The organism is Mycobacterium sp. NGS57 (genome assembly GCF_059812405.1).
The window spans coordinates 208,248-225,628 of the sequence record NZ_JCALCP010000006.1; the positions used below are offsets into that span (position 1 = coordinate 208,248).

The window sequence follows — 17,381 nt, forward strand, 5'->3', positions numbered from 1 at the left end:
AGCTATGAGCTGTCCGGCCGCCAGGACGGATCGCGACCGAGCCGCGCGAGAAGCTTTGCCTGCGCGCCGCTTTCGTCCGCCACTGCGAGCGGGGCCTTGAACATTCCCGACGATCCCAGGGCTTCGAGATCATCCGGTGAGCCGAACAGCTCGCACCACGCGGGTTCGAGCCGATCGTCCGCCCCGACCGCGCGGGCGAGGTCCCAGGTGTGGACGAGTACGTCGCGGGTCAGTTTCGGTATCAGCTGCAGCGCATCGGGCTGTCTCGCCACAGCGACGGTCAGCGCGTCGTAGGTCAGCTGCCATCGCACCTGCGGATCCGAGCGTGGCCGACTGGGTTTCAAATCCAGGGGTCGTAGCAGCAGCACATCGTGGAAGCCGATCACGTGCTCGAGCACTCCGCGGGCATCCCACTCGTCGCACGGGGAGGGGCGATCCCATTTTCCGTCCGCCGATTCGACCGCCTCGCCGAACCGGCGGCACACCGCGAGGTGCAGTTCAGCCGCGTCATCCACCGGGCATCTGCAGCGTTAGCTCGACCGGACAGCACAGCGCGCCATGCTGATTGGTCACCCGGATCTCGATATCGACCAGATAGCGCGGCGGGTCCACCGAGGTGTCCCGCCGCTTGGCCACCGCGCGGCCGCGGCCGACCATCGTGTCCCCGGCATACACCGAGCCGGCCAGCCGCATCGAGCGGCGCACCACGCGGCTGCTGGGGCCGGCCCAGTCGGTGGCGACCCGGTCGGCGAATCCGGCGAGGTGCATGGTGTTGACGTAGATCGTCGGGTTGCCCTGGCTTTGGGCGTAGGCGGGATCGAAGTGGCCGGGGAAATAGTCCCAGGTCGCACCCGCGTTTTCGACCACCCGCTGATAGCTGATCTCGTCGACCACCTCGGGCAGGTCGACGGGCACGGTGAGCTCGCTCCAGTCCAGGTCCGTCACGACGGCGCTCCAGGGGTGAAGCGGAACAACGTGTTTCGGCAGGTGGCGACCACGGCGCCGTCCTGGCGGCGATAGGTTTCCAGCGTTTCGACGAAGTGGCCGACGCCCAGCCGCGTGCGCTTCTCCGGCGACACCGACACCAGCTCCTCGACGGCGGTGAGCACATCGCCCTCGACGATCGGTTCCAGGAACTCGACATCGTTGGCCGCGTTGATGAACGTGGTGCCCGGTAATGGCACTCGAAGCACCATGGACGCGGCCGGCCGTGCCCCGGTCGGGTCCCACGGCGGCGGAATCAACCACCCCATCAGCAGCGCCGGCGGGGCCAACAGGCCTCCCCATTGGGCCCGGGCGAACCCGGCGTCCCAATACGAAGGATTCCCGTCGTGGACCATCGCGGCGAACAACTGGATGCGCGCTCCGCTGACCGGCATCGCGGCGGTGCGCGGTTCGCTCTTCGCGCCGACCATGCGCAGCGCATCCGCGTACGTGCCGAAGGCCAGCTCGTAGTTCACGTGACGAGCGGGCGCCGGCTAGCCACCGAATCCCATTCGAGCACACGGGAAGTGAAGTACCAGCCGCCACGCTCGTAGATCAGCGCGTCGCGGTACACCCCGGTCGCGCGCAGCGTTGTCTCGCCATCCACGGCGGTGAAGAGCATCGCCACACAATGCTGGTCGGCGTTGACGCCGTCGACGTGGATCTCGTGATCCACGGTCACCAACCGCTGCTCGCCACCGCCGTCGAAGGCCGCGCGCAGGTCGCTGAACAGCTCGCCGTCGCGCGTGTAGCTGGCGCCGGAATGGCGGAAGGTGCCGATCCAGCGATCGCGATCGCCGTCGGAGTAGGCCCTGTTGTGCCGGGCCGTCAGGTCCAGGATGGCCGCGCGTCCGGTGACGGCATGGAGCAGCAGCTGTTCCTGATAGGACATTGTCATTGTGCTTGCCGGCCTTCCTCGAAAACGTTATCGGGCAACGGTATACCCCTCTTTCTCACGGTCCCAGACACCCGCCTGTAATCCGCGCGCGCGCAGCAGGTCCTTGCGTATCCGCCCAATGCCGTTCTTGGGCAGTTCGTCAACCGCCTCGACGAATCGTGGCACGCAGAAGTACGGCATCCGGGCCGCGCAGAAATCGAGCAGCTCCGCGCGATCCAGCGTGGCGCCGGGCCGCGCCACCACGACCAACAGGATGTCGTCCTCGCCCAACTCGCTGGGAACTCCGACCGCCGCGGCTTCGGCCACCGCGGGATGGCGCATAACCACGGTTTCCACTTCGACCGACGAGACGTTTTCGCCTCGCCTGCGCAGCGAGTCTTTGACACGGTCGACGTAGGTCAGGTTGCGATCGGTGTCGAGCCGGCCCAGATCCCCGGTGCGAAACCACTCCGGGTGCGGCTCGACCCGAAAGCCCTCTCCCACATAGCCTTCGCTCATCACACGGGGGTGGCGCGGCCGGCACGCGATCTCCCCGACGCTGCCGGGAGGCAGCGGATCGCCCTGGCCGTCGACGATGCGCACGTCGAAGTCCGGGTTCGGCCGGCCAGAGGTGCCCGGTACACCTTCGTCGGCGACGCCCTTGACGGCGATCGGGAACGCCTCCGTCATCCCGTACATCGTGACAATCTTGCAGCCGTAACGCCTTTCGATGTCGCGATAGGCATCCGCGGCGATGGGCGCGGCGGAGATGAACCGCAGCGGCAGCTGCGCGTCACGGGGATCCGGCGGCAGGTTCTGCAGCATCGACACCATGGCGCCGGCGCCCGCGAAGCCGACGGCGCCGCGGGCGCGTATGTCGTCCCACACCTCGCCCGGGTGAAACGCCTTCGCCAGCACGGTGGTTCCGCCGACCAGCATCGGTGCCAGCACGCTGGGTGCGGCGCTCAGGTGAAACAGCGGCATCGCCGTCCACAGCACCTCCCCCGCTCCGAATTGCCACGCCCTCGACGCGGACGCGGCCACCGAGAACAGATAGTGCCACGTCGTGGCGACCGCCTTGGACGGCCCGGTGGTGCCCGACGTGTAGAACAGCACCCCCACGTCCGCCGGCGCGGCGGGGCTGTCGGGCACGGAATCATCGGTGGCGGCGCACAAGGCGCCGGTCAGCGAATCACCCAGCACCACAACGTCGGTGACCGGGTCGAGCCCGTCGGCGATCTCGTCGACGCGGGGGCGCCGCTCGGCGTCGGTGACGATCACCTCGGCCCGCGACAACCGCAGCGTGTGCAGCAGGAAGTCGCCCTTGTTGGCCGCGTTCACCGCCGCGCTCACCGCGCCGATGCGCGCCGCGCCCAGCCAGAAGTAGACCCACTCCGGGCAGGTGGCGGTGAACAGCGCCACGCAATCCCCGCGGCCGATGCCCATGCCCGCCAGCATGTTCGCCGCCGCGCGGGACCTCCGCCGCATCTGCTCGAAGGTCACATCCTCGCCGGCGATGGACATCATCACCCGGTCGGGGTGCTGCTGCGCCCGGCGGTCCAGCACGGCCGGCACGGTGAAACTGTCGACGCCGAAATCGGCGGGGCCCGGCATTAGGCCTTCATCAGGCCTGGGAAGCCGCCGGGTCGGGCTGACCGTCGGCGGTGTAGCCGAAGTCGGCGGGCGAGGGCTGCGTGCCCGGGTAGAAGCGGTGCGCCCACCGGCGCAGCGCGGCGTAGTCGTGCGCCTCCTCGGGGGCCAGGTTCGGCTTCTCGAGGTATTTCATGTTCTCCCACGTGAAGAAGTCCTGTTTGATGACCTCTTGTTGCAGCGCAAGGAATTTCGCCGCGCGGCCGGCGGGCACGTCAGCGCTGTCGCCGGGCTCACGGACGGAGGCCTGCGTGTAGAAGTAGTCGGTGTAGTCCTCGTCGACCGGAGTCTGCCCGGTGACCTGGACGGTGGCCACCAGCTCGCTGGGGAAGCGCACGACGCCCAGCCCGAGCGAGTAGTTGTCGTAGATGATCTTGGCGTCGACCGGACCGTTGGGGGTCAGCCACGTCGAGGCGCGGCCGCCACCGAAATGGGCGTTGACGGTGGCGTGCAGGTGATAGCCCGACACCTCGAACGACGCGGTAGTGGCGGGATTCGCGGCCTTGTGCACGTATTGGACGTGGTACGGGTCGGCGGCGTTCTCGATGATCATCTGCGGGTGCACCTTGACCCGGTTGAGCATCTGGGTGTGTGGGTGCAGCGGGTAGTACTCGTCGGTCTCCAGCTCGGGCAAAACCGGCGGCTGCCAGTACGGCGCGCGGCCGTGGCGCTCGTGCCAGGCCAGGATGAATCCGTACCACTCCATGCTCGGATAGGTGCGGATGCTGACGTTGTTCTTGCAGCCGATCTTGCTGTACGGGATCAGCGCGTTGGTGCCGTCGCCGCGCCAGCGCCAGCCGTGCCATGGGCAGACGATGTTGTCGCCCTCCACGGTGCCGCCGACGCCCAGGTTGGCGCCCAGGTGCTGGCAGTAGGCGTCCATGACGTGTACCCGGCCGGATTCGGTGCGGAACAGCACCAACTCCTCACCGAAGTAGTGCGCGCGTTTGACCTGCCCGGCGGCCAGGTCCGAGGCGAAGGCGACGATGAACCAGCCGGTCGGAAACCGGTAGGTGGACAGCGCGATGCCGGCCGCGCCGAACTCACGTTCCGAGGGATCTGCGGCCGAATCCGAAACTGTTTCCGTCACTAGTGCACTCCAGTTCGACGATTAGGTCTATTTTTACTATCTTAAGCATTGAACGTCAACGCGGCGCCACCGGTGGTGCCATGGAACGGGGTCTGAGATGACGGCTGCGGCGGTGGATCTGTCCGATTTCGCCTTGTGGCGCAACGGCTTTCCCGACGACCTGTTCGCCGAGCTGCGGCGCACCAGGCCGATTTTCCGCCACGAGCTCACCGAAGGCGTCGCCCAGACCGTCCAGCGCGAGTTCTGGGTCACCACCAAGCACCGGCACACGGTCCGGTTGCACCGCGACACCGACTCCTTCACCGCGGTGGACGGGCCGCTCATCCAGCCGGTGGGGATGTTCGCGTCGTACCCGACGATCATCAACATGGACCCACCGGGCCTGAACAAGCGTCGCAAGCTCATCTCGGGCGCGTTCAACCCGCGCGCGATCGCCAAGCTCGAGGACGGCATCCGGGCGCGCGCCGCGCGGATGATCGACCACCTGCTCGAAAAGGGCGGCGGCGACTGGATCGAGGACGTCGCCGACGCCCTGCCCATGACGGTCATCGGCGACATCATCGGCATCCCGGAATCCGACCGGCCGCGAATCTTCGACTGCCTGGACGGCATCCTGAAGGCCAACGCGCCCGGAGCTCGGCCGACCCGGCAGGACTACACCGATCTGTACGCCACCGTGTTCGGGTACGCGATGGAGCTCACCGCGGACAAGCGCGCCAACCCCACCGACGACATCTGGAGCACGCTGGCGACCGCGATGATCACCGGCGACGACGGCGAGCAATTCAGCCTGCCCGCCAACGAACTCGAGTTCTTCTTCTTCGTGCTGGCCTTCGCCGGCAGCGACACCACCAAGAACGCGTTGGCAACCGGGCTGCAGGCGTTCGTCGCGAACCCCGAACAGATCGAGCGCTACCGCGAGCAGGAAGCGTTGCGGCCCAGCGCCATCGAGGAGGTGTTGCGATGGGCGTCACCGGTGGCGTACTGGACGCGCACCGCCAAGGTCGATCTCGAGATGGATGGCCAGCACATCGCGAAGGGTGAGCGGGTGGTGTCCATGCTGCGCTCGGCCAACCGGGACGAGGAGGTGTTCTCCTCGCCGTTCACCTTCGACATCGGGCGGCACCCCAACCCGCAGGTGGCTTTCGGCGGGGGCGGCCCGCACCACTGCCTGGGCGCCATGCTGGCGCGCGCGGAACTGCGCGCCGTGTTCGACGAGCTGCTGCTGCGCTGCGACGACATCACCCTCGGCCCGGCCACCGTGGCTCATCCGAACCTGGTCACCAACATGTCGATCTACGACGAGATGGCGATATCGCTCACCGAGCGGCGCTCGGTCTGATTGCCCGACTTCTCACTCGCCCCGTTCCGGCGCTCGCCGTCGTCGGGCGGGTCACTCGATCAGCCGCAGCGCCGCCTTGGGACACTGGTCCACCGCGGCACGCACGTCGATCTCCCGGTCGGGCGGCACCGGGCCATCCTTGATCTGCACCACGTCGGCGTCGCCCAGTTCGAAGATGTCCGGGGCGATCGATTCGCAGAAGCCGTTGGCCTCACACAGGTTCGGGTCCACGGTTACTCGCATTGGCTGCTCCTCACGGTAGCGATTCGTTCAATGCTATCGGCGACGACGCGCGAAAGCCGCGTCCGATGCGACCGAGCAGCGGCACCAGCCTTGTGGTGGATTCAGTCGTTACTCTTCCAAACCGGCTGGCCGGTGTTGGGGTCCCGGCCACAGATCAAGGCGAACCCGTCGGGCGATTGAGCGGTGGCGTCGACGCCGGGGCACGTCTCGCCCGGGCTGTGCACACCCCGCAGCGGCGCGGCCATCGCCCACTGTCCACGGAGGCAGATCATGGTTTGCCGGTCGGCGTCGAGGCCGAATACGTAGCGACCGTTGCTGCTGCACGGCGCCTGAGCGGTCACGTTATAGCGCAGGTACGGGACGCAGTCCGGGCCGTCGCACTGATCCGCCGTGGCGACGACCGGGGAGACCAGCAATGTCGCGGGCACCACCGTCCCTGCCGCCACCGCCATGAACAAGCGCTTCATCGCTCGACCGTACCAGCCCCGTCGCAACGATCGTCGTGTTCTGGCAACAATCCTCATACGGCCGCGTGACTTTGCTGTCCCACGCTCCTCACAGCCCTCTCGGGCTCGTCCCGATCACTTTGCCGGCCGCCAGGACCGCCAGCTCTTCGTCGCTCAGCCCGCACCGGTCGCGCAGCACCTCCGCATTGTGCTCGCCCAGCCTCGGCGGGGGGCGAAGCAGCCACCGATCCTGCCCCGCCAGCTTCGCGAACGGCGGGCAAGGATATAGGCCCGCACCGGTGCTCGGGTGATCCAGGGGCTCGAAGAAGCCCCGGTCGCGCAGTTGGGGATTCTCGGTCACCAACGACGGCGACACCACCGGCGCGGCGGGAACGCCCGCCCCGGCCAGGCGCTCCACCGCCGACTCCAGCGCCTCGCCGGCGAACCATTCGGTCAGCCGGGCGTCGATGTCGTCGGCCCGTTCGCGCCGGCCGGCGACGGTGGCCAGGCTCTCGTCACACCAGGCGGGCCGGCCCAGCACGTCGACCAGCGCGCGCCACTGACCGTCGTCGCGGACGGCGACGGCGATCCAGTCGTCGTCGCCGGCACACCGGTAGATGTTCTGAATCGAGGCGCAGTGTCCGCGGTTGCCTCGCCGGCCCAGCGTCACCCCGAAGACCTCGGATTCGATCGCCTGGACCGCGGTGGCGTTGAGCACCGTCTCCAGCATCGGCAGCTCGACCTGCTGGCCGGACCCGGTGCGTTCGGCGAAACGCAGCGCGGCCAGCACCGCGAACGCGGCGTGCACGCCCGCCAGCGGGTCGCAGGCCCCGCGCGGGGTCACCGGCGGCGCCTCGGGCAGCCCGGTCACCCAGGCCAGGCCGGCGATCTGCTCCATGGTCGGGGCGAACCCGACCCGATCCCGCCACGGCCCGTCCAGCCCGAACGCCGGCATCCGGGCGACCACCAGCTTCGGGTTGACGTCCAGCAGCACATCGGCGGTGAGCCCGAAGTGGTCCATCACCCGGGGCGAGAAGTTCTCGATCACCACGTCGGCAGTCGCCACCAACTCCAAGAAGAACCCGCGTCCCTCCTCCGACCCCAAATCCAAAGTGACGGAACGCTTGTTGGTGTTCATCGCGTGGAACACCCAGCCGTACTCCCACCAGTCGTCGACGTCGGTGCGCATGCCGCCCGAGTAGCGAATGCCGTCGGGCCGCTGGATCGACTCCACCTTGACGACGTCGGCGCCGAACGCGGCCAGCAGGTGGGTGGCGGCGGGTCCGGCCCAGAACGCGGTCAGGTCGACGACGCGCACGCCCGCCAGCGGCGGCGCGGGCGTGGCCGGCTCCGGCGCGGATTCGTTTGTGGGCCAAGGCGGTTCGTCGTTGGCCTCGCCGAGGGCGGGGGTCGCACCCGGCGGCGCGGGCTCGCACGCCGACATGAGCCACGGCGGGCGCGGCTGATCAAATCCGGCGGGGTTGCGGACGAACACGTTTCGCTGCTTGACGTAGTCCAGGTCTCGTATCGTCGAGCCGTTGCCCAGCGCCGCGATCGGCAGCCGGAACAGTTGCGCGAGTTCGACGACCTCGGCCACGGTGCGTTCGGCCAGCCACGGGCCGATCTGCTCGCGGATCAGGTCGCGGTAGGCCCACCGGCCGATCTGGAAGCGCAGTTGCTCGATCTCCTCGAGCTGCGGGCACTCGACCATCGCGACGAAGTCCAGCCATTGCTGCCCGGTGACCATGGTGATCCCGACGTAGCCGTCCTTGGCCGGTTCGATGGACGGCACCTCCAGCGTGCGGCGAATCGGCGGGACACACAGCAGCTGCGAATGCAGCCACTCGCTGCTCTGCATCGCGGTCATCGCCTCGAGCATGGACAGGTCGAGATGCTCACCGGGCCCGCCGCGCTCGACGCGGCGCCGCACGGCCAGCGCGCCGAACGCCGCGTACACCCCGCCCATGTACTCCCCCAGGTCACCGCCGATCGCGATCGGCGGCCCGGCGGGATCCCCGCGAAAGCCCGGCGAGCCGGCCCACGCCTGCAACGTGAACTCGCTGGCGGCGCGGTCGGCGTGCGGTCCGCTCCACCCGAAGTCCGAGATCGTGACGATGATCGCCCGCGGGGACTCGGCCAGCAGCCGGCTCGGGTCGATGCCCAGCGCGGCGGCCTGTGCGCGGCCCGCGGTGACGACGACGACGTCGGCCCCGGCCAGTTCGGCGCGCAACCTGTCGGGGTCGGCGATGGCCAGGCTGCGCTTGCCGGCGTTGAGAAAGCTGAAGAACGGAGACGGGTGACCCTCGGGCACCGGCGAACAGGTGGCCGAGTAGCGCCGTAGCCAATCCCCTTGCGGGGGTTCAATTTTGCGGACCTGCGCCCCGGCATCGGCCAGCAGCTTCCCGCAGTAGCTGCCGGCGATCCGGTCGCTGATCTCGACGACACGCAACTCGTCGAGCGGTGTCGGCCGGCTGCCGGGCTCGCGCCTCACGCGGCTATTTATACCATTACTGCTAAGATAGCTAAGCCTATCGAACACGCGAGGATTGGATGACAGCCCTGGGAATTGGCCCCGGCGCCCGCCGCCGACTGTCGGCGCCGCGGATCGCCGAGATCGTAGCCGACGAATTGCGCCGTCAAATCATCGACGGCGAGCTCGCCGACGGCGATCTGCTGCCTCGCCAGGAGGTGCTCGTCGAGCAGTTCAACGTCAGCCTGGTCTCGCTGCGGGAGGCGCTGCGGATCCTGGAAACCGAGGGGCTGGTCTCGGTCCGGCGGGGCAACCGCGGCGGCGCCGTGGTGCACGCGCCGGCGAAGACGAGCGCGGCCTACATGCTCGGCCTGGTGCTGCAGAGCGAATCCGTTCAGGTCGCCGACCTCGGCATGGCGTTGCAGGAGCTCGAGCCCGCCTGCGCGGCGCTGGCCGCCCAGCGACCCGACCGGGCGGACACGTTGGTGCCGGAGCTCAAGCGGGTCAACGACGAGATGGCCGAGAACCTCGACGACGGACGGCTTTTCACCGAAATCGGCCGCGAATTCCACGATCTTGTGGTCCGCGGCTGCGGAAACCACACCATCATCGCGGTCGTCGGCAGCCTCGAGACGCTGTGGACCAGCCACGAGCAACAGTGGGCGGACGAGAGCTCGGCGCGGGGCACATACCCGTCGTTGGCGCAGCGCCGCGCGGTGCTCAGCACGCACACCAAGCTCGCCGAGACCATCGCCGAGGGCGACGTCGACCGGGCCCGGCGCATCGCGGGCCGCCACCTGGCCGACACCCAGACCTATGTGCTGTCGGGGCGTCCCGAGCAACGCATCTACGCGCTGTCGCCGCAGGCCCTGGCCCGCCCGCGGGATCTGCGGCGTCCCTGACACCCGATGCGCACGGCACTGGTCACCGGCGGCAGCGGCGGCATCGGAAAGGGATGCGGCGGCAAGCTGAGCGAGCTCGGCTACGACGTGGTGCTCGCTGCGCGCCGTGCGGCCCCGCTCCGCGCCGCCGCCGAGGAGATCGGCGCGCGCCACCTGGTCGCCGACGCGTCCGACCCGGACGGGTTCGCCGCTGCGATAAGCACTTTGGAGCGAATCGACCTCGTCGTGCACGCCGCCGGCACGCTGGGCGGGACCTACGCGCGCAAGCAAACGTTCGAGCAGTGGCGGACCATCATCTCGGCCAACCTGGACTCGTGCTTCGTGGTGACCGCGGCCGCCCTGCCCCGGATGCGCGCGGGCTCGCGGTTCGTGTTCGTCTCGTCGTCGGCCGCGCACGAGCCGATGATGGCCCGCACCGCCTACTCCGCGTCGAAGGCCGGGATGAACGCGTTCGCCCGTGCCCTGGCGCTCGAGGTCGACCGCGACGGCATCGCCGTGCACATCGTGACGCCCGGCCCGGTGGAAACCGAGATGCTGCAGGACGTTCCGTTCGAGATGTACGCGATCCAGGTATCCGACGTCGCGGCCGCGGTGGCGTGGCTGGACACCGTCGACCCGTCGGTCGACCTGCCCGAGATCCGGCTTTCCGCCGTGGAACGGGGGCCCTACGCCCGCCCGCCCGTGGTGCCTACCGAAGCGCGCCGTCGGCGCCAGCGAATGCCTTGATCACCGATTCGCCGAACTCGTTCAGGGAGTCGGGGGCGGCGAAGTCGGCGAACCACACATAGAACCGCTCGACCCCCTGGGCGGCCAGGCCGGAGAAGTGCCCGATCAACTCGTGCGCGTCGCCGCAGACCAGCCCCGACCCCAGGTTGCCGAATCGCCGGGCACTCACCTCGCGCACGGTGTCCGGATCGGCGCCGGCCCGCACGAAGCCCACCATCTGCTGGACCGACACCCGGGCCGCCCCCGCCGCGGGGGCCAGCTTGGGCAGCTTCTCGAGCTGGTTGGCGGGCACGTTCCACCAATCCGCGTATTTGCTAACAAGTTCCATCATCCTTGGCCCGGTCCCACCCAGGAGAAGCGGTATCGGGTGGGTCCTGCGCGGGGCCTGCGCGGCCTCCGGCGCCCCGTCGCCCCAGTACTGCCGGATCAGCTCGAGGTGGCGCCCGAGCTGGGCGACCCTCGCCTTCGGATCCTGCTGGCCCACATCGAATCTGGTGAATTCGGCCGGCCAGGAGCCCGCACCGAGTCCGAGATCGAACCGGCCGCCCGACGCGTCCGAGAGGGTGACGGCCTGCTTGGCCAGCACGGCGGGATGCCGGAAGGCGTCGCACAGGACCAGGTGGCCGATCCGCAGCCGCTCGGTCTTGGCGGCCACCCAGGTCGCGATACCCATTGCCTCCCAGATGTTTTCGTTGGGCAGCCCGGGAGCTTCGAGGTGATCGATGAATGCCATCCCGTCGAAGCCGCTGGCCTCGGCGTGGCGGGCCCGCTCCGCGATGTCGGCCGCCGACAACCGCAACTGCGGCAGGAACAGATACCACTCGACCATGCGTCCACCTATGCTCGTCCGATTGCGACAAGACCGCTAGTTTACTATCTTTATTATGTTAGGGGTCTTATGGATGTCGGACTGAGCGCGGAGCAGCTGTCGCTGCGCGACACCGTGCGCGGCATCCTGCGCACCGAGTCTCCCCCGGACGCCGCCCGCCAAGCGCTGACCGATCCCGAACGCTGGCGCGCGTTGTGGAAGACGGTAGTGGACCTGGGCTGGACGGAACTCGCCGCACCCGACACCGGTGACTACGGACCCGTCGAGCTGGCGGTGGTCCTGGAGGAATGCGGCGCGGCGATCGCCCCGATCCCGTTGCTCAGCAGCGTGGGGCTGGCCGCCGGTGCCCTGCGGGCCGCCGGGCTCCATTCGGTGCTCGCCGACATCGCCGGCGGCGCCGTCGCCACCCTGGCGGTGCACTCCAAAGGTTCCCGGCTGCCCGTCGCGCCGATGACGTTGCGCCACGGCCGCCTGCGCGGCCGGGCGGTCGCGGTCCCCGGCCTGACGCGCGCCGAGCTGATCGTCACGCTGGCGCGATCGGTCGACGGGGTCGTGCTGGCGGTCGCGCGCTGCGGTGACGGGGTGACCGCGGTGCCGCGCGAGTCCACCGACCCCGCGCAGCCGGTCGCCGACGTCGAGATCGACGCCGAGCCGCTCGCCACCGCGCCCGTCCAGCTCGAAGCGGCGCTGACGGCACCCCTGGTGGCCGTCGCGGCCGACCTGGTCGGGGTGGCGAGCGCGGCCCTGCGCCTCTCCGTCGAGCACGCGAAGGCACGCCGGCAGTTCGGCAGCCCGATCGGCGCCTTCCAGGGCATCAAACACGCGCTGGCCGACAACCACGTCGGCCTCGAACGGGCCCGCAGCCTCACCTACGCGGCGGCGGCCCGCCTAAGCCAGCCGAACGGCGCGGACGGGCGGGCCGCCTGGACCGCCGCGGCGATGGCAAAGGCAGCCGCCGGCGAGGCCGCGGCCAATTGCGCGCGCACCGCGGTGCAGGTGCACGGTGCCCTCGGGCAGACCTGGGAGCACGACGTGCACCTCTACGTCCGGCACGCCTGGCAGGGCGCGACGCTGCTGGGCGACAGCCGCGCGCTCTATCACGAGGTGGGCCGCCGATTCGCGGGAGGCGCGGGATGACGGCGTTAACCCAGGAGTATGGCGCCTGGTTGACCGAATTCCTGCCCAAGGACTACTACGCGAAATATCGCGAGTACCGCTGGGACCTGGCGCTGCGGCGGGACCACCAGCGGGCCGCCTTCGAGGCCGGCTGGCTCCAGCCGACCTGGCCCCGCGAGCACGGCGGCCGGTCACTGGGCCTGCGCGACGCGATGGAGGTGCGCCTCGAGGCGGCCCTGCGCTCGGCACCCAAGCTGCCCAACATCGCCGGCCCGAACGTCGCCGCGCCCGGCATCCGCCAGTTCGGCACGCCCGCCCAGATCGACCGCCTGCTGGTCCCCCTGCTGCGCGGCGACGAGTGGTGGGCGCTGGGCATGTCCGAGCCGGAGGCGGGATCCGACTTCGCCGGGCTGCGCACCCGCGCCGAAGCTGATGGCCCCGAAGGCGAAGTCTTCCGGGTCAACGGCCACAAGATCTGGACCACCCAGGCCCACGAGTCGCGCTGGTGCACCCTGTACGCGCGCACCGACCCCGAAGCGCCCAAGCATCGCGGCATCTCGTGTTTCATCCTCGACCTGCAGTCCCCCGGGGTCAGGGTCGAACCCGTTCGCATGGCGTCGATTTCCGACGAGACGTTCTGCGAGGTCTTCCTCGACGACGTCGAGGTGCCGGCGGAAAACCTGCTGGGGCCGCTCAACGGCGGTTGGAACGTGGCGCTGGCATCGCTGCAGCACGAACGCCAGATGATCTGGATCATGAACTGGGTCGAGATCAAGCGCGGGCTCGACGCCGTCCGCGAGGCGCGCCCGACCGACGACGTCTGCGCCGAGCTGGGCTCCCTGCTCGCCGACGCCGAGGCGCTACGCGCCACCGGTTACCGCGCGCTGGGCAACGAACTGGCCGGGCGGCCCAGCCCGGAGGCCGACACCCTCAAACTGCTGGGATCGGTGACGTTGCAACGGGTTTGGGAGCTCGCATCCGTCGCCCGGGGCCAGGACTGGGTCACCGACCCGGACCTGTTGTTCGAACGCCAGGACGCGCTGGCCGCGACCATCTACGGCGGGACGTCGGAAGTGCAGCGCAACATCGTCGCCGAGCGGCTGCTCGGGCTGCCGAAGGGATGACGAGCATGGATTACGACCTCGGCGACGATGCCGGCGAACTGCGAAAGCACCTGCGCGAGCTGGTTTCCCAGCACATTCCCCCCGACTTTCTAGGCGCCTGCACCGAAAGCCCGCGCGACCTCGCCACCACCGAGACGTTCTGCAAGCTGCTGGCCGCCGAGGGGCTGCTGGCGCTGGCGTGGCCGAAAGAGCATGGCGGCGGCGGCGGTTCGGTTTGGCAGCAGACGGTGCTGCGCGAGGAGATGTGGGCCCCGCACGAACCCCGCGGCCCGCAGTACATGGGGATCAACTGGGTCGGCCCGGCGCTCATGCGCTACGGCACCGACGAACAGAAGGCCAAGCATTTGTCGGCCATCGCGTCCGGCGACGTGATCTGGTGCCAGGGCTTTTCCGAGCCGGAGGCCGGCAGCGACCTCGCCTCGCTGCGCACCCGCGCGGTCCCCGACGGTGACGGCTGGCGCATCACCGGCCAGAAGGTGTGGACGTCCTACGCGCTGATGGCGTCCTGGTGCGTGCTGGCGGCATGCACCGACCCCGAGGCCCCAAAACCCCAGCGGCTCACGCTTTTCCTGATCCCGATGGACCGGCCCGGCTTCACCGTGCGGCCCATCCCGTCGATGCTGGGGCCGCACCACCTCAACGAGATGTTCCTCGACGACGTGCCGGCCTTCCCCGGCGACGTGCTCGGCGAGGTCGGCGACGGCTGGCGGGTGATGCGCGAGGCGCTGGCGTTCGAGCGGGTCGGCATCGCCCGCTATGCGCGGTGCGAGTCGTTGCTGGAGCGGCTGCGCACCCAGCTCGGCGACGACTGGGATCAGCTCCCCGAGTCGCTACGGTCCCGCTGGGCCAAGGCGCTGGTGGACCTGCGGGTGGCCCGGCTGCTGGCCTACCGCGCGGTGTCGCTGCAGGACGATCCGTCGGCCGGGGCGGCCGCCAGCGCGGCGCGGATCGTCACGACGACCCTGGATCAGCAGGTCGCCGAGCTGCTGTTCGACGTGCTGGGCCCCACTGCGCTGGACAGCGGCGCGTCGGCGCCCCTGCACGGGGCGATCGAAGACCATTGGCGCTACGCGCAGGCGGCCACCGTGGCGTCGGGCACCATCGAGGTGCAGAAGATGCTGGTGGCACGCGACGTTCTGGGAGGAAGCCGGTGAAAACCGATCTGCCGCAAGACATCAGCGATTTCGCCGCCGTGGTCGCCAAGCGGCTCGCCCGGCTGGGCGGGCCGTCGGCGGCGCTGCGCGCCGAGGCCGACGACGGCGTCCGGGACGCGGCACGCGCGGCCCTGACCGAGGTCGGGGCGTTCGAGCTCGACGTCCGGTCGTCGTCAGACGATCTGCTGGCCGCCGCGGTGCTCTGCCAGGCCGCCGGCGCCGCCGCGCTGCCCTATCCCGTCGTCGAGGAACTGCTGGCGATCGACGGCGCCCGGCTGGCTTTGGTCAACCCGGAGGCCCCCCGCATCGACCACGGCGACCTGCCCGGGGACTGGCTCGCCGCCGACTTGGACGGGTCCCGGTACCGCCCGCGGCCGGCGCAGCGAACCACCGCCAAACTGGGGCCGTTTCTGGTGCCCGCCACGCTGAGCGCGCCCGACGGAACCGTCCCGGCCCGCGACGTTAGCCTTCACCTCGTGCTGGGATCATGGCGGATTCTGGGAGCCCTGCAGCAGTCGCTGCACATCGTCACCGAACACGTGCGCGCCCGGATTCAATTCGGCAAGCCGCTGGCCGACTTTCAGGCCGTCCGGTTCGCGGTCGCCGACGCCGCCGTGGCGGTGCGCGGCCTGCACGAACTCGCGAAGTACACCGTGTGCCGGCCGGAATCGCTTCCGGCGCAGGTGCATTCGGCCGACGCACTCGCCCTGCGGTACAAGGCCGCCGACACCGCGCGGCAGGTGCTGCGCACCTCCCACCAGCTGCTCGGCGCACTGGGCTTCTGCGACGAGTCCGACGTCAGCGTGCTCGACCGGCACACCCAGCCGCTGATCCGGTTGCCGCTGGGCGCCGACGCGCTCGCGCTGCGCCTGATTCCCGCCGTCCGCGACGGTCACCTCGAGACGCTGTTCAGCGCGCCGGTATCGGCATGAGCACCCAGCCCCTCGAATCGGGGACGGCCGATCCGCTCGCGGACGGGATTCCGTTCGGGATCAAACTCCAGCAGCTCGCCGAGCAGCGCGGCGCCGACACCGCCGTGACGAACGTCGCGCTCGACGGCAGCGCGCGCTCGCTGACCTTCGGTGAGCTCGACGCCCGCGCCAACCAGTGGGGGCGGGCGCTGGCGGCCGGTGGTGCCGAGGTGGGCTCCCTTGTCGCACTGGCGATCCCGAACTCGCAGCACCTGCTGCTTGCCGCGCTGGGGTGCTGGAAGATCGGCGCGGTTCCCGTCCCCATGCACTGGGACCTGCCCGAATGGGAGCGCGACCGGGTGCGCGAGGTGATCGACCCCGCCGTCGTCGTCGACGAACAAACCCGCTGGGTGCTGGAGGCGCGCGCGGCCGGTGAGCCCGAAAGCCCTTTGCCCGCAATCGTTTCCCCGCATTCGAACGGGATCTGCAGCAGCGGGTCGACCGGCGTGCCGAAGGTGATCCTCAGCCTGGCGCCGTCGCTGTGGACACCCCAGCATGGGGAGCCGTTCCTGTCCAACTGGACGCCGGTGGCCCAGCCGCAGACGATCATGGTCCCCGCGCCGATGTATCACACCAACGGTTTCGCCACCCTGCTCATGCTGCTGGCCGGTGACCACCTGGTGGTGCTCGAAAAGTTCGACGCGGCGCTGGTTTTGGATGTGATCGAACGCTTCCGGATCACCAACTTCACGGCTACACCCACGATGCTGGCGCGGATCGCGGCGCGGCCCGACGCCCGCCGGCGCGACCTGTCCAGCGTCGTGTTCATCCTGCAGGGCGCCGCCGTCATGCCCCCGTCGCTGATGCACACGTGGTTCGAGCTGCTGAGCCCCGAGCGGATCGTCACGGCCTACGGCATGACCGAGAACCTGGGACTTACCGCGTTGCGCGGCGACGAATGGCTCGCCCACCCCGGCAGCGTCGGCCGCGGCTTCCGCGAGACCGAGATCCGGATCCTGGACGCCGACAAGCGGGTGCTGGGCCCCGGCGAACACGGCGACATCTACCTGCGCTCGCCGATGAGCGCCGGATCCCGCTATGTCGGCGGCGCGGCGCCCCTGCCGTCGACCGACGACGGCTTCCGCTGCGCCGGCGACATCGGGTACGTGGACGAGGACGGCTACCTCTACATCGTCGACCGCCGCGTCGACATGATTGTCAGCGGCGGCGCCAACGTCTTTCCCGCGGAGGTGGAGTCGGCGCTCGCCGGCCATCCCGGCATCGCCGACGTCGTGGTCATCGGGCTCGCCGACGCCCAGTGGGGCCGCCGGGTGCACGCCGTCGTGCAGGTCGCCGACGGCGCGGCCCTGTCCGAGGAGCAGGTGATCGAGTACGCCAAGGGGCGGCTCGCCCACTACAAGGCGCCCAAGACCGTCGAGTTCGTCGACGCGATCCCCCGCACCGCGGCCACCAAGGTCAACCGCTCGGCGATGATCGCGGCCCGCGGCGGCTAGCCG

At 69.8% G+C, this 17,381-nt stretch carries 18 protein-coding genes; 8 read left to right on the forward strand and 10 right to left on the reverse strand.

All coding sequences use genetic code 11. The features are described 5' to 3' along the window. Nucleotides 1-2: 2 nt before the first annotated feature. From AC5Y43_RS13570 to AC5Y43_RS13595, 6 genes are read right to left on the reverse strand one after another with little or no spacing between them, the layout of a single operon-like run. Nucleotides 3-515 (reverse strand): maleylpyruvate isomerase family mycothiol-dependent enzyme, encoded by a 513-nt coding sequence (locus AC5Y43_RS13570; RefSeq protein WP_499973151.1) that lies wholly within the window; start codon nt 513-515, stop codon nt 3-5. Next, the gene (locus AC5Y43_RS13575) at nt 508-945 is read right to left on the reverse strand and encodes a MaoC family dehydratase (protein ID WP_499973153.1); all 438 of its coding nucleotides are present in this window, start codon (nt 943-945) and stop codon (nt 508-510) included. The genes AC5Y43_RS13570 and AC5Y43_RS13575 overlap by 8 nt, the downstream gene beginning before the upstream one ends. After that, nucleotides 942-1,415, reverse strand: a complete 474-nt coding sequence (locus AC5Y43_RS13580) for an FAS1-like dehydratase domain-containing protein (RefSeq protein WP_499973430.1) — start codon at nt 1,413-1,415, stop codon at nt 942-944. Before AC5Y43_RS13580 ends, AC5Y43_RS13575 begins: the two co-directional genes overlap by 4 nt. A 41-nt stretch (nt 1,416-1,456) precedes the next feature. Beyond that, nucleotides 1,457-1,882: a nuclear transport factor 2 family protein gene (locus AC5Y43_RS13585; RefSeq protein WP_499973154.1), complete on the reverse strand. Its 426-nt coding sequence runs from the start codon at nt 1,880-1,882 to the stop codon at nt 1,457-1,459. Nucleotides 1,883-1,909: 27 nt separating this feature from the next. After that, nucleotides 1,910-3,475 carry an AMP-binding protein gene (locus AC5Y43_RS13590; RefSeq protein ID WP_499973156.1) on the reverse strand — a complete coding sequence of 522 codons (1,566 nt, stop codon included), beginning with the start codon at nt 3,473-3,475 and terminating at the stop codon, nt 1,910-1,912. A gap of 10 nt (nt 3,476-3,485) precedes the next feature. Beyond that, on the reverse strand, nt 3,486-4,601 hold the full coding sequence (locus AC5Y43_RS13595; RefSeq protein WP_499973158.1) for an aromatic ring-hydroxylating oxygenase subunit alpha: 1,116 nt from the start codon (nt 4,599-4,601) through the stop codon (nt 3,486-3,488). Nucleotides 4,602-4,698: 97 nt separating this feature from the next. Between AC5Y43_RS13595 and AC5Y43_RS13600 the strand changes: the two genes are divergently transcribed. Continuing rightward, the gene (locus tag AC5Y43_RS13600; RefSeq protein WP_499973160.1) at nt 4,699-5,943 is read left to right on the forward strand and encodes a cytochrome P450; all 1,245 of its coding nucleotides are present in this window, start codon (nt 4,699-4,701) and stop codon (nt 5,941-5,943) included. A 51-nt stretch (nt 5,944-5,994) separates the two neighbouring features. On the opposite strand, the gene AC5Y43_RS13605 is transcribed toward AC5Y43_RS13600, so the two are convergent. The 3 genes from AC5Y43_RS13605 to AC5Y43_RS13615 form a co-directional block, all read right to left on the reverse strand. Beyond that, nucleotides 5,995-6,186: a ferredoxin gene (locus AC5Y43_RS13605; RefSeq protein WP_499973162.1), complete on the reverse strand. Its 192-nt coding sequence runs from the start codon at nt 6,184-6,186 to the stop codon at nt 5,995-5,997. Nucleotides 6,187-6,287: 101 nt separating this feature from the next. Then, nucleotides 6,288-6,653 carry a hypothetical protein gene (locus AC5Y43_RS13610; RefSeq protein WP_499973163.1) on the reverse strand — a complete coding sequence of 122 codons (366 nt, stop codon included), beginning with the start codon at nt 6,651-6,653 and terminating at the stop codon, nt 6,288-6,290. 88 nt (nt 6,654-6,741) lie between these two features. Then, nucleotides 6,742-9,123 (reverse strand): CaiB/BaiF CoA transferase family protein, encoded by a 2,382-nt coding sequence (locus tag AC5Y43_RS13615; protein ID WP_499973165.1) that lies wholly within the window; start codon nt 9,121-9,123, stop codon nt 6,742-6,744. A gap of 59 nt (nt 9,124-9,182) precedes the next feature. On the opposite strand from AC5Y43_RS13615, the gene AC5Y43_RS13620 reads away from it, so the two are divergent. Next, nucleotides 9,183-10,004, forward strand: coding sequence for a FadR/GntR family transcriptional regulator (locus AC5Y43_RS13620; protein ID WP_499973167.1), 822 nt, complete (start codon nt 9,183-9,185; stop codon nt 10,002-10,004). A gap of 6 nt (nt 10,005-10,010) precedes the next feature. Then, entirely contained in the window at nt 10,011-10,730 is a 720-nt protein-coding gene (locus AC5Y43_RS13625) for an SDR family oxidoreductase (RefSeq protein WP_499973170.1), read from the forward strand. Here AC5Y43_RS13625 and AC5Y43_RS13630 read toward each other — a convergent pair. Further along, nucleotides 10,693-11,559, reverse strand: a complete 867-nt coding sequence (locus AC5Y43_RS13630; protein ID WP_499973172.1) for an LLM class flavin-dependent oxidoreductase — start codon at nt 11,557-11,559, stop codon at nt 10,693-10,695. The two genes, AC5Y43_RS13625 and AC5Y43_RS13630, sit on opposite strands and share 38 nt — an antisense overlap. A 69-nt stretch (nt 11,560-11,628) precedes the next feature. Here AC5Y43_RS13630 and AC5Y43_RS13635 point away from each other — a divergent pair, with 69 nt between their 5' ends. The 5 genes from AC5Y43_RS13635 to AC5Y43_RS13655 are packed head-to-tail and all read left to right on the forward strand — an operon-like array spanning nt 11,629 to nt 17,378. Then, a complete protein-coding gene (locus AC5Y43_RS13635) occupies nt 11,629-12,696 on the forward strand; it encodes an acyl-CoA dehydrogenase family protein (protein ID WP_499973174.1) in 1,068 nt (355 codons plus the stop codon). After that, nucleotides 12,693-13,799: an acyl-CoA dehydrogenase family protein gene (locus tag AC5Y43_RS13640; protein WP_499973175.1), complete on the forward strand. Its 1,107-nt coding sequence runs from the start codon at nt 12,693-12,695 to the stop codon at nt 13,797-13,799. Before AC5Y43_RS13635 ends, AC5Y43_RS13640 begins: the two co-directional genes overlap by 4 nt. Then, on the forward strand, nt 13,796-14,953 hold the full coding sequence (locus AC5Y43_RS13645) for an acyl-CoA dehydrogenase family protein (protein WP_499973177.1): 1,158 nt from the start codon (nt 13,796-13,798) through the stop codon (nt 14,951-14,953). Before AC5Y43_RS13640 ends, AC5Y43_RS13645 begins: the two co-directional genes overlap by 4 nt. Then, nucleotides 14,950-15,885 carry an acyl-CoA dehydrogenase family protein gene (locus AC5Y43_RS13650; protein WP_499973178.1) on the forward strand — a complete coding sequence of 312 codons (936 nt, stop codon included), beginning with the start codon at nt 14,950-14,952 and terminating at the stop codon, nt 15,883-15,885. Before AC5Y43_RS13645 ends, AC5Y43_RS13650 begins: the two co-directional genes overlap by 4 nt. Next, nucleotides 15,882-17,378, forward strand: a complete 1,497-nt coding sequence (locus AC5Y43_RS13655; protein ID WP_499973180.1) for a class I adenylate-forming enzyme family protein — start codon at nt 15,882-15,884, stop codon at nt 17,376-17,378. Before AC5Y43_RS13650 ends, AC5Y43_RS13655 begins: the two co-directional genes overlap by 4 nt. Nucleotides 17,379-17,381 lie beyond the last annotated feature (3 nt).